The organism is Hafnia alvei, from assembly GCF_900095695.1.
Taxonomy (GTDB): domain Bacteria; phylum Pseudomonadota; class Gammaproteobacteria; order Enterobacterales; family Enterobacteriaceae; genus Hafnia; species Hafnia alvei_B.
On the sequence record NZ_FMIQ01000006.1, the window covers coordinates 92443 to 104638 of the forward strand.

The 12196-nt window shown below is 53.1% G+C and carries 10 protein-coding genes; all 10 read left to right on the forward strand.

The window, feature by feature from the left end:
- Nucleotides 1-7: 7 nt before the first annotated feature.
- The 10 genes from tssK (at nucleotide 8) to BN1044_RS01930 (ending at nucleotide 12145) form a co-directional block, all read left to right on the forward strand.
- Nucleotides 8-1357: a type VI secretion system baseplate subunit TssK gene (gene tssK / locus BN1044_RS01885; RefSeq protein WP_072307323.1), complete on the forward strand. Its 1350-nt coding sequence runs from the start codon at nucleotides 8-10 to the stop codon at nucleotides 1355-1357.
- On the forward strand, nucleotides 1354-2013 hold the full coding sequence (gene tssL, locus BN1044_RS01890) for a type VI secretion system protein TssL, short form (RefSeq protein WP_072307324.1): 660 nt from the start codon (nucleotides 1354-1356) through the stop codon (nucleotides 2011-2013). The genes tssK and tssL overlap by 4 nt, the downstream gene beginning before the upstream one ends.
- 12 nt (nucleotides 2014-2025) lie before the next feature.
- The gene (locus BN1044_RS01895; protein ID WP_072307325.1) at nucleotides 2026-3735 is read left to right on the forward strand and encodes an OmpA family protein; all 1710 of its coding nucleotides are present in this window, start codon (nucleotides 2026-2028) and stop codon (nucleotides 3733-3735) included.
- An 87-nt stretch (nucleotides 3736-3822) separates the two neighbouring features.
- On the forward strand, nucleotides 3823-4314 hold the full coding sequence (locus BN1044_RS01900) for an Hcp family type VI secretion system effector (protein WP_025802740.1): 492 nt from the start codon (nucleotides 3823-3825) through the stop codon (nucleotides 4312-4314).
- 207 nt (nucleotides 4315-4521) lie between these two features.
- Nucleotides 4522-7275: a type VI secretion system ATPase TssH gene (tssH, locus tag BN1044_RS01905; RefSeq protein ID WP_072307326.1), complete on the forward strand. Its 2754-nt coding sequence runs from the start codon at nucleotides 4522-4524 to the stop codon at nucleotides 7273-7275.
- Nucleotides 7269-9656, forward strand: coding sequence for a type VI secretion system Vgr family protein (locus BN1044_RS01910; RefSeq protein WP_072307327.1), 2388 nt, complete (start codon nucleotides 7269-7271; stop codon nucleotides 9654-9656). The genes tssH and BN1044_RS01910 overlap by 7 nt, the downstream gene beginning before the upstream one ends.
- 13 nt (nucleotides 9657-9669) lie before the next feature.
- Nucleotides 9670-10431, forward strand: coding sequence for a toxin Tle1 chaperone Tla1 (locus BN1044_RS01915; RefSeq protein ID WP_046450039.1), 762 nt, complete (start codon nucleotides 9670-9672; stop codon nucleotides 10429-10431).
- Between the two features lie 34 nt (nucleotides 10432-10465).
- Complete coding sequence (locus BN1044_RS01920) at nucleotides 10466-10963, forward strand: Tli1a family immunity protein (protein WP_072307328.1); 498 nt, start codon at nucleotides 10466-10468, stop codon at nucleotides 10961-10963.
- 81 nt (nucleotides 10964-11044) lie between these two features.
- Nucleotides 11045-11554, forward strand: a complete 510-nt coding sequence (locus BN1044_RS01925) for a Tli1a family immunity protein (protein ID WP_072307329.1) — start codon at nucleotides 11045-11047, stop codon at nucleotides 11552-11554.
- Between the two features lie 81 nt (nucleotides 11555-11635).
- Nucleotides 11636-12145, forward strand: coding sequence for a Tli1a family immunity protein (locus BN1044_RS01930; protein WP_072307330.1), 510 nt, complete (start codon nucleotides 11636-11638; stop codon nucleotides 12143-12145).
- Nucleotides 12146-12196 lie beyond the last annotated feature (51 nt).

Sequence of the window (12196 nt, forward strand, 5' to 3'; positions counted from 1 at the left end):
CGCAAAGATGAAAATTGACCGTCCGTTATGGGCTGCAGGGACATTACTGTCTCCGCAGCAGTTCCAACAGCAGGCACGCTGGGAGGCTTACACCAATGAGTGTATTGCTCATCTGGCGCTGGTTCACCCTTGGGGGATCTTGGCTGCTGAGTTCGACAAGGACGCATTACGGCTGGGCAAACTGAAAGCGGATCGCATTAGCGTCCGCTTTCAGGACGGTACGCTGCTAGACAGTGAACGAGCAGATCTTTTGCCACCTGCGCTGGATTTAGCGCAGGTGTTACCTGCCGACGCACAAAGCGCTACGCTGCTGCTGGCGCTGCCGCTGGAACACGCCAACGGCGGTAACTGCCTACCGACGGATGCCAAAGCCGATCGCCCGATTCGTTACCGTCAGGATTGGACTTCAGTGCAGGACATTTTTGGTAACGATACCGAGTCCATGGCGGTGGTGCGTTATGCGCTTACGCTGCGTCTGGATGGTGATGAAAACGGTGACTACCTAACGTGTCCCGCCGTGCGGTTAGTTCGCGACGTGCAGGGCGTTTGGGGCGTCGATCCACAGTTTGTACCACCACTGCTTCAGTTCGGCGCGCACGCTGCGCTGCTCAGCTACTTGGATCGTCTATTAACCCAGCTACATGCCAAACGCACACGTCTGATGGGCATGCGCCGTGAAAGTAATCAGCGGATGGCCGATTTTGCCGTCGCCGATGTGTCGCTGTTTTGGTTGCTCAATGCGCTGAACAGCTATCAGCCGGTGCTGAATGATTTCCTCACCCATCCGGCGTTACATCCCGAACTGGTTTACCGCGAACTGGTGAAGCTGGCCGGCGCGTTGCTCACTTTTTCGTTAGAGCACGATATGGATGCTATTCCAGCCTATGACCACGCGCGTTTAGGCTCAGTATTCCCGCCGTTGTTCAGCCTGATTAGCACGTTGCTGGAAGCCAGCCTGCCGTCACGCGTGATCGCCCTCGAACTGGAAAAGGTCCGTCCAAACCAGTGGCAGGCCGCGTTAAACGACGCTCGTCTGCGCGAAGAGGCAGATTTCTATCTTTCGGTACGCTCTGCGCTGCCGGCTCATCTGCTGCAAACCCAGTTCCCGCTGCTGTGCAAAGTGGGCGCGCCGGATGACGTCAATAACTTGATCAACGTTGCCCTTAACGGCGTTCCGCTTATTCCACTCAGCCATGTTCCTGCGGCCATTCCATTACGTCTGGAAAATCAGTATTTCGCTTTGGATCTCAAACATCCAACGGCGACGGCGATGTTGGCTTCTGGCGTGTGCGCGTTTTACGTACCGGGAACCTTATCGGATGTGCAACTTGAACTGTATGCGGTGCTGAGAGCATGAGTAAAAAGAGTGTGATTGATATCGACGACCTGCTGCAAGACACCTGGCTGCTGGTGGTCCAACTGCGTCAAGGGGTTCCGGTCGAGCATGGACAAACCCTTTGGCAGCACTGCACGAAAAATATCGAACGTACCGAACAGACTTTGAAAGAAGCGGGCATGCATCAGAGTGCCATCGATCATATTCGTTACGCCCAGTGTGCTTTGCTGGATGAAACGGTGCTGGGGCGTCCCCAAGACGATGGCTACTCTGCCTGGCACTCGATGCCGCTGCAGGCCCACTTCTTTCAAACCCTACAGGCGGGTGAACTGCTCTATCAACGCATGCGTGAAGTGCTGCGTGAGCCTGCGCCAAACATGGCCGTGCTGACCTGTTTTCACCGTGTGTTGATGCTGGGGTTTCGCGGCGTCTATGGCGAAAACGATACGCCGGAGCGTCAGCAGCTGGTGGCTGAACTTAGCCAGCGCGTAGCGCCGCTGGACGTTGATCAAAGCGCACCGCTGCTGGTCAACGCCGCGGCTTCGCGTCGTTACCGCTGGCTGCACTCGCGCTGGGTTCATGTTGTTGCTGCGGTGGTGATTCTGGCCGGTGTTTGGTGGGGCTTCCATAGCTATCTCACGACGCTGGTTACCACGCTGCTACCCGCTAAGCCATAAAGGGACGATGACATGAGTACCACCTACAAGCGCGCCTTATGGACATGGGGCGGATTGCTCGCGCTGTTACTGTGTCTGGTTTGGCTGCCGCTGACGCTGTTGGGACAAATTATCGCCATCGTGATTGTCTTGCTGGTGGTGGTTATCGGTTGGCGACGCGCAGGGCGTGTTGATGTTCATGTGATGGAAGCTACCGCTGATTTACCGCCGGAGCATTTCCGTCATCCGGTGGTGGTGGTGTGCGGCGACGGCGTTGATGCGCTGTTTGGCAACGCTAGCGTACGGGAAACCCCGCAGGGCTGTTATCTGCGTTTACCCCCCGATCTACGCTTGGTGGATTTTGTTGATTCTATGCTGGCGCAGCGCGCGGGCTGGAGTGAACAAATCAGCATCTTGCGGGTGATTAACCCACAGCAGCAAAGCGATGCCGCCGTGCTGGCTGGGCAAATGCGCGAGTTTTGCTATCAGGTTTCACGCGTCAGCAAGCTGTGTGGCCGAGACACGCCGGTACTGTTCACCAGCTATTTGGCGATCGCCAATTCGCATCAGCCCGATGAACTGTGGTTTGAGTGGCTGGCAGGGCAGGCGGAAAGCAGCGTTGGCATTGGCCGTTCGGCCCCGCGAGCGCTGGCTGACTGGCTGGCGGCAAATCGTAGCGATGAAGACGAAACGCAGCGCGCCGAACGCTTCCAGTGCGCGGTTACGCTAAAAAGCTGGCGTGAATGGATGGCTGAATTTGTTTTACCACACTGCCAGCGTCAGGAGCATTCGGCTCCGGCCTGCCGACCGGTGGCGATCGCACTCTCGCCGATTGCGGCACTGCCAGTAACGCTGGGCAATAACTCACTTTGGCAGCAGTGGCTGGAAAGTAAAACCACGCTCGGCGATGGCGCGAAGGGCGAAACGACCCACGCTGAAACGAGCGGCGGATTGGCTTTCCCCGATCGCTTACTACGCCTGTTACCTCAGCAGTCGGGGTTTACGCCGCTGCGCCGCACGCAGGCATGGGGCATCGGCCTCTTTACGCTGGCAGCGGTTGCCGCCTTAGGCAGCTCCGCGTGGCATAACCGCCAACTTTTGCGGCAGGTAAGTGACGATATCCAGCGCTACAGCGCGATTCGTATGACCGACTACATGGCGAAAAAACACGCGGTTGACGTGCTGATCCAAGACGCAGTGCTGTTGGATAACAACTATCGGCAGGGTGTTCCGCTGCGCATGGGGCTAGGTTTGTATCCGGGTGAGCGCTTGCGCCAGCCGTTACTGGCAACGATTGCCACCTATTTGCCACCGCCGCCGGAAAAAGTGCAGGAAAAAGCCAAGGTGGTGATCCCCAAAGCGGTGCGCTTAGACAGCCTGTCGCTGTTTGATACCAACAGCGCGAAGCTAAAAGCGGGTTCCACCAAGGTGTTGGTCAGTGCGCTAGTCGACATCAAAGCGCAGCCGGGCTGGCTGATTGTGATCGCCGGACATACCGATTCCACCGGTAATCCACAGCGCAATGTCACGCTCTCCCAAGCACGCGCCGAAGCGGTACGCGATTGGATGCGCAGCATGGGTGATATTCCGATGACCTGTTTTGCGGTGCAGGGATATGGCGCGAGTCAGCCCATTGCCAGCAATGAAACCGACGCTGGCCGTGCGGCTAATCGACGGGTAGATATTCGTCTGGTGCCAGAGGCGGGAGCCTGCAAGCTGCCCGCCAAGGCATCAGATTTTTAACCAGCCGCCAGTGTGGCGGCTTACAACAGCGTACTTATCAGTACCCCAAGTACCGATAAGTACCTCCCCAGTAACAAGGAGTTTTACATGGCAATTCCAGCATATCTGTGGCTGAAAGACGACGGCGGCGCAGACATTAAAGGTTCAGTAGACGTACAAAAACGTGAAGGCAGCATCGAAATGGTGGCGCTGGAACACTCTCTGTACATCCCTACCGACAACAACACCGGCAAACTGACCGGTACTCGTATCCATACTCCTCTGGTCTTCACCAAAGAAGTGGACGCGTCTAGCCCTTATCTCTACAAAGCCGTGACTTCTGGCCAGACCCTGAAGTCTGCCGAAATCAAATGGTACAAGATCGATGACGCGGGTCAAGAAGTGGAATACTTCAACACCAAGCTCGAAAACGTCAAAGTCGTGAAAGTTGCGCCAAAAATGTGGGATATCAAAGACCCATCGAAAGAAAAACACAACCATCTGGAAGAGATTGAGTTCCGTTACGAGAAGATCACTTGGACCTTCAAAGACGGCAACATCATTCATTCTGACTCTTGGAATGAGCGCGCTTCAGCGTAATACCACAGGCAGACGAGAAATCGTCTGCCTTTTCGTTTTTCTGCTCAGTGCCAAAACGGTCTTGTTCGGACGCTGAGCACAACAACGAACGGGTTTAACACAATTTAATTTGATGACCTTATGGGCCTTGGCTTCCGAGTATGGAAAACGGCTATGGGCGGTAGCGTGCCTAATAAGGCAATGGGCATAAACGGGAGAGAGAATGTAATGGGAAATAATTCAGCAAGCTTACTGCGTCGGTTAAATCCATATTGTGCTCAGGCGCTTGCCGCCGCCGCCACCTTATGCCAAACCCGCGCCCATGCGGAAATCACGGTAGAACACTGGCTGCTCAAGCTGTTAGAGCAGGGTGAGGGTGACATTACGGTGATCGCTCGCCGCTACGAATGGGACATGGACGGCCTATGGCAGGGGCTGCTGAATCATTTAGACAGTCTTCCGCATACCATTCAGGGAAAACCGCAGCTCTCCGACAAGCTCCAACAGCTGATCAAAAATGCGTGGTTAGACGCGTCGTTGCAGGAAAACACCGACGCCGTGCGTTCTGCACATCTGCTCGCTGCGCTGATTAATAAACCTAATTTACTGGCGACGGACGCCGTGTGGCCGCTGCTGAGTATCAGCACCACGCAGCTCTCCCGTTTGCTACCGCTGCTTGATGCCCAGTCGGAAGAACGTCCTGAGCTGCAAACTGGGCTGCAACACCCGCAGCCACATTCTGAACCGCAGCTAACGTCTAATGCTGAATCGGCCTCGGGTCAACCCAACGCCAGCGGCGTTTCGCCGATGCAGGAAGCGCATCTGGCGGTGCTCAACAAGTTCACCCTCGACGTCACCGAAAAAGCGCGTTCTGGCAGCATCGACCCGGTATTTGGCCGCGATATGGAAATTCGCCAGATGGTCGATATTCTTTCGCGCCGCCGCAAAAATAACCCGATTCTGGTGGGCGAACCCGGCGTGGGCAAAACCGCGCTGGTGGAAGGTTTAGCGCTACGTATCGCCGAAGGCAATGTGCCCGATAGCTTAAAAACCGTGAGCGTACGCACGCTGGATCTCGGTTTGCTACAGGCAGGCGCAGGCGTGAAAGGTGAATTCGAACAGCGACTGAAAAACGTCATCGAAGCGGTACAGCAAGCGCCCGAACCGGTTCTGCTGTTTATCGACGAAGCACACACCATTATCGGCGCGGGTAATCAGGCCGGTGGCGCAGATGCCGCTAACCTGCTGAAACCGGCGCTGGCACGCGGCGAGCTGCGCACCATTGCGGCTACCACCTGGTCTGAATACAAACAGTATTTCGAACGTGACGCCGCGTTAGAACGCCGTTTCCAGATGGTCAAAGTCGACGAGCCCGACGATGAGATGGCGTGCCTGATGCTGCGCGGCTTGAAAGAGCGCTACGCCACCCACCACGGCGTGCATATCCAAGATGCGGCGGTGAAAGCGGCGGTCACGCTGTCGCGCCGTTATATCACCGGACGACAACTGCCGGACAAAGGCGTGGATTTACTGGATACCGCCAGCGCCCGCGTGCGTATGAGCTTGGATACCGTGCCTGAACAGCTCACCCAGATTAACGCTCAGTTAGCATCGCTGGAGATGGAGAAACTGGCTATCGAGCAAGATTTGGTGCTCAGCAGCGGCGCCGACAGCGAACGACTTGGCACGATTGAAAAACTGAGCGCCGAATTGCTCAGCCAACAGGCGCAGCTCGATGCCCAATATCAGCAAGAGCGTGAGCTCACCCAAACGCTGCTGGAGGTGCGCCAAGACCTCAGCCGCCAGTCCGAACGTGCCGCTATTCAACAGCAACTGAGTGCAATTCAGGGCAATCAGCCGCTGCTTTCTCTCGACGTTGACGTGCGCACCGTGGCGAACGTGATCGCCGACTGGACGGGCGTGCCGCTGGGCAGCCTGTTGAAAGATGAACAAACCAGCCTGCTTCAGTTAGAAGATCAGCTGGGCGAACGCGTTATTGGCCAACCGGCTGCGTTAGGCGCGCTGGCGCAGCGGTTACGCGCCGCTAAAACCGGTTTAACCTCGGAGAACGGCCCGCTCGGCGTATTCCTGCTGGTTGGCCCGAGCGGCGTGGGCAAAACCGAGAGCGCATTGGCGCTGGCCGATGACCTGTTCGGCGGCGAAAAATCGCTGATCACGATTAATATGTCCGAGTATCAAGAGGCGCACACCGTTTCCCAGCTTAAAGGCTCACCTCCGGGCTACGTGGGTTATGGTCAGGGCGGGATTTTGACCGAGGCGGTACGCAAGCGACCATACAGCGTAGTGCTACTCGACGAAGTTGAGAAGGCGCATCGCGACGTTTTAAACCTGTTCTATCAGGTATTCGATCGTGGCTTTATGCGCGACGGCGAAGGGCGCGAGATCGACTTCCGCAATACCGTGATTTTAATGACCGCCAACTTGGGCAGCGATCAGCTGATGGCGCTGTTAGAACAACAGCCAGAGGCCTCGGACGGTATGCTGCAAGAGCTGCTGCGCCCGATCCTGCGCGATCATTTCCAGCCAGCCTTGCTCGCCCGTTTCCAGACGCTGATTTATCGCCCGCTAGACGCCGTGGCGCTCCGCCGCATTGTGGCCATCAAATTAGGGCAGGTGGCAAAACGTCTTCAGCGTCATTACGGACTGACTTGCCACATCGAAGAAAGCCTGATGGACACGCTGGTCGAGGCCTGCCTGCTGCCGGATACCGGCGCGCGCAATATCGACAGCCTGCTCAATCAGCAGATCTTACCGGTGCTTTCTCAGCAGCTATTACAGCGTTTAGCGCAGCAGCGAAAACCGAACCGCCTGACGTTGGGTTACAGCGACGAAGACGGCATTACGCTGGACTTTGGTGACGAAGAGCGCGGTGATGAACTGAACGCTGACGAAAAGAACGCTGACAAAAAGAACGCTAACTCAGACGGCGCGATAACCGCCGAAGCGAGGGTGACATGTTAAATACTGCGGCTCAACTGATGTTCGACCACAGCCACCATGTGCTGAAGGTCTGGGACAACACGGCTCCGCTGGACGTGCTGGCGTTCACTGGCGAAGAGCATCTCAGCCAGCCTTATCGCTACACCATCGAATTCACCAGCTCGGCCAAAGACATCCAGCCCGCGCAGATGCTGATGCAGGACGCCACGTTCACCCTGAACGCCACGCCGAATGTGCTGGCCTCTTCTTTGTCGATGACGCCGCCGGTTATGCAGCCGCTGCGCACGGTGCACGGGGTGATCCAGCGCTTCAAGCGTCTGTCTACTTCCCGTGACGAAAGCCGCTACGAAGTGACCTTGGTTCCGCGCTTGGCGCTGCTGGCGAAAAGCCATCAGCACGCGATTTACCAAAACCTTTCGGTGCCGGAGATCGTAGAAAAGATCCTGCGCGATCGCCACGGTTTCAAAGGGCAAGATTTCCTGTTCACGCTGGCGCACACCTATCCAAAACGTGAACTGGTGATGCAGTACGGCGAAAACGATCTGCAATTTATCAGCCGCCTGCTGGCCGAAATCGGCATCTGGTTCCGCTTCACCGCTGACCCTAAACTTAATATCGACGTTGTGGAATTCTATGACGATCAACAGCATTACCAGTTCGGCACCAGCCTGCCGCTGCGTAATCCGTCGGGCATGAATGACGTTGGCGTTGAATCGGTATGGGGATTAACCAGCGCTCATCAGGTGGTTGAAAACCGCGTTACCACCAGAGACTACAACTACCGCCAAGCCCAATCGTGGATGGATGGCGACGTTGACGTCACCCGCGGCGACACAACCACCTACGGCGAAGCCTATCACTACGCGGATAATTATCTGGCGGCGGGCGACAAAAACAGCCCGCAGTCTGATCCTGAGAGCGGCGCGTTCTATGCGCGCCTGCGTCATGAACGCTATCTGAATCAACAGACCCTGCTGCACGGCTTCACCACTTCGGCGGCGCTGTCGCCAGGGCAAGAGCTCAAAGTGGATGGCGATGCGCCCGAGGCGTTCCGCCAAGGCGCGGTGATCGTGGCAATCCGCAGCAAAGCGCGCCGTGACCAAAGTTACGAAGTTGAATTCACCGCCATCCCGTATTCTGAAAACGTCTGTTTCCGCCCCGAGCCCAGCGCCAAGCCGGTGATGGCGGGCACCATTCCGGCCCGCGTCACCAGCACCGTGGTGAATGACACCTACAGCCACATCGACAAAGATGGCCGCTACCGCGTGTCGTTTGATTTTGACCGCGACGAATGGCAGGCCGGCTGCGAAAGCCTATGGGTGCGCCAAGCGCGCCCGTATGCCGGTGATACCTACGGGCTACACGCACCGCTGCTGGCGGGCACCGAAGTGGCGATTGCGTTCGAAGAGGGCAACCCCGACCGACCGTACATCGCCTACGCGCTGCACGACTCCAAACACGGCGACCACGTCACGCTGCAAAACTACAAACGCAACGTGCTACGCACCCCCGCCAACAACAAACTGCGCCTCGACGACGAACGCGGTAAAGAGCACATCAAACTCAGCACCGAATACGGCGGCAAAACCCAGCTCAACCTCGGCCATTTGGTCGACAGCCAAAAACAGCAACGCGGCGAAGGCTTCGAACTGCGCACCGACGACTGGGGCGCGATAAGGGCGGGCAAGGGAATTTTCATCAGCGCCGACGGCCAGCCAAAGGCGGGTGGGAAGGTGTTGGAGATGGATCAGGCGGTAAGCTTGATCAAGGGAGCCATAAGCCAAATGACGGATTGGGGAACCATCACCCAGTCCCATCACAATTTACAGCCTGAAAGCGAGAGTTTAAAAAACTATCTGACACAAGCAACGCAGCTAACCGGTGCGGCACTTCTGATGAGTGCACCACAGGGAATAGGTGCCGTCAGTCCAGAAACCGTGATGCTACAAAGCGGCAAAGCGCTCTATCTGCAAAGCCAAGGAGAGATAAACTTAGCGAGCGCACAGCGTATTTCTGCAAATTCAAGTCAGGCAATATCGCTATTGGCTCAGCAGGAAGGTATGCGTTTAGTTTCAGGTAAAGGCGCATTAACCATTGAATCCCATGCTGATACGATGGCCTTAACCGCACTGAAAGACGTTACCATACAGTCGGTGCAAGGGCATCTACAGTTGACTGCAAAAAACGGTATCACCATTGGCTGCGGCGGGGCTTATATTCGTTTAACGCCACAGGGTGAGATTGAGATTCACGGGCCAAGCCGTTTAAGTTTGAAAGGCACACACGTTTGGGATACGCCTGCGAGTGAGGATTTTCCTCTGCCTGAGCTCCCTCAATCGGTGTGCAAAGAGTGTTTGAAAAAGGCGCAGGAAGAAGCTGCCGGATTTGTATTGCGTCAATAGAAGGAACGAAAACGTGAGTGAAAAACGCCAGCTTTGGCTGTCTCAAATCGAAAAAGTGTGTACGACGACGGATTTAAACTATATCGATATTCTTGTCGATCAGGCTGCTTGGCAGCAGCCCATAGTCTCGTCCTTGCAGCGTATGCAACCAGAAATAAAATGGTTTTCGTTATTCGATGATACGCCCGAAGAGGGGCTGCTTGAACAAGCCCCTTTGCTTATGCGCGTTCAACTGGATATATGGCAGCATAAAGCATGGCTGTCTGAGCTAATGGAACATTTCTCTGGAACCCCAAGACTGTTAATGCTGGTTTCACCACTCTCTTTTGATCTGTTGTGCGAGCATTTGAAAAAAATATCCGTCGCTAAATGGGGGGAACAATTTGGCCTGTTGCGTTTTTATGATACCCGCGTATTTCCTCTTTTAGTAACGGATGTTTTTAATCTTGAACAAAAGAAACGGCTAACGGATATTGCCCTTTTTTGGAGCTGGATGGATAGGGATAAATCACCTGTTTGGCTGGCTGGCAGTTTTAATCCAGAAGTGAATTTTGTCATGAGTGATTTTGAGATATCTCTGGATGATAATCAGTTTGAGAGAATTGCCTGTATGAGTGATGCCGAAAATATTGCCAGCTCAGAACGGTTTCGCAATAACGCCTTTTCCAAGGAACATAATTTCTCCCATTACTATCGTGTGGCAGTGCGCATAACCGAACAAGGTTTTCTTGGCGATATTGCTGATTTTATCGAGCAGCACCATTTAGAGTGCTAATACTCACTCATCTTTACAACAAGGACGTTATAAAATGAAAAAAACGATAGTGGTAAGAAATATGGTCATGCTTGCCACATTATTAACCTCAGGGACGGTGGTTTCTGGTGAAAGCTCCAGTGGCGCAAATTTAACCGGAGTGAACCATACCCAAAAGGGAATTAGCAGTTTTATGGTCAATGATTATAGGGGGCAAATGGGCGGGTATAGCTGTTGTGTAATGCTTCCTGATCAATGGCGGCCGGGTCTAAAAGTAGAAGTTAAATGGATGTCAGACCCCAATCCCAACGAGAAACTACCACCACTGGGTACTGATGAATACAGAACCTCTTACGCGAAACATGCTGCTAACTATAAAAATCATAGTGAGGTAATAGATATACCTAAATATAACCAAGCATGTGATTTAGTTATTCATTTTTTACCTTGCGATCAAGTTAAAGCAACGGCGATATGTTCCGTATATGGTAGAGAGGACTACCCAATAAAAGAACCATTGAATATGCCGGAGCCGAAAAAATGTCCGAGATAAATATCATGCGTACCATTATGACTATTTATTAAAATGTGGAGTAAATAACCATAATGGTGCTAATCCAAATAGGAGAGGGTGATGAATAAAACATTAAGGAATTGCGGTGGCATGCTGGTGCTGTTGACGCTATTGACGACCGGTTGCTCATTCGCCAGTGACGATGATATGACCGGTGGGGACTTAAGAGGGATGAATCATACTAGGCAAGAAGTTTCTCGGTTTTCAGTAAATGGATATGGAGGCTTAGTAGGAGGGAACACGTGTTGTATCTTATTGCCAGATAAATGGCGTCCTGGAATGAAGATTCAAGTAAAATGGAAATCAGTTGATACTAAGAATATTGATTTCCCTGGTTATGGCGATGAGAAAAAGTTTCAAGAATGGAAACAGAAAATTTCTGCTCACTCCGTCAATAAATTAGCTGTAGTTGATGTCCCTCAATATGGCGCTAAACGATGCGGTTTAACAGTCCATTTTTTACCTTGTGACAAAGTTAAAGTCACAACATCATGCTGGGGATATGGTAGCCCCGAATATCCAATAAAAGAACCACTGAATATGCCGGAGCCGAAAACATGTCCGAGATAAATATCATGCGTACCATTATGACTATTTATTAAAATGTGGAGTAAATAACCATAATGGTGCTAATCCAAACAGGAGAGGGTAATGAATAAAACATTAAGGAATTGCGGTGGTGTACTGGTGCTTCTGGCGCAGTTGACAACGGGCTGCTCATTCGCCAGTGACGATGATGTGACCGGTGGGAATTTAAGAGGTGTAAATCATACTAGACAGGAAGTTTCTCGGTTTTCAGTAAATGGATATGGAGGTTTAGTGGGAGGAAATACTTGCTGTATTTTATTACCAGATAAATGGCGTCCTGGAATGAAGGTTCAAGTAAAATGGAAATCAGTTGATACTAAGAATATTGATTTCCCTGGTTATGGTGATGAGAAAAAGTTTCAAGAATGGAAACAGAAAATTTCTGCTCACTCCGTCAATAAATTAGCTGTAGTTGATGTCCCTCAATATGGCGCTAAACGATGCGGTTTAACAGTCCATTTTTTACCTTGTGACACAGTTAAAGTCACAACGTCATGCTGGGGATATGGTAGCCCCGAATATCCAATAAAAGAACCACTGAATATGCCGGAGCCAAAAACATGTCCGAGATAAATATCATGCGTACCATTATGACTATTTATTAAAATGTGGAGTAAATAACCA

Coding starts and splice junctions, on each gene's coding strand:
- tssK (WP_072307323.1), top strand. CDS start 8: ATGAAAATTGACCGTCCGTTATGGGCTGCAGGGACATTACTGTCTCCG.
- tssL (WP_072307324.1), top strand. CDS start 1,354: ATGAGTAAAAAGAGTGTGATTGATATCGACGACCTGCTGCAAGACACC.
- BN1044_RS01895 (WP_072307325.1), top strand. CDS start 2,026: ATGAGTACCACCTACAAGCGCGCCTTATGGACATGGGGCGGATTGCTC.
- BN1044_RS01900 (WP_025802740.1), top strand. CDS start 3,823: ATGGCAATTCCAGCATATCTGTGGCTGAAAGACGACGGCGGCGCAGAC.
- tssH (WP_072307326.1), top strand. CDS start 4,522: ATGGGAAATAATTCAGCAAGCTTACTGCGTCGGTTAAATCCATATTGT.
- BN1044_RS01910 (WP_072307327.1), top strand. CDS start 7,269: ATGTTAAATACTGCGGCTCAACTGATGTTCGACCACAGCCACCATGTG.
- BN1044_RS01920 (WP_072307328.1), top strand. CDS start 10,466: ATGAAAAAAACGATAGTGGTAAGAAATATGGTCATGCTTGCCACATTA.
- BN1044_RS01925 (WP_072307329.1), top strand. CDS start 11,045: ATGAATAAAACATTAAGGAATTGCGGTGGCATGCTGGTGCTGTTGACG.
- BN1044_RS01930 (WP_072307330.1), top strand. CDS start 11,636: ATGAATAAAACATTAAGGAATTGCGGTGGTGTACTGGTGCTTCTGGCG.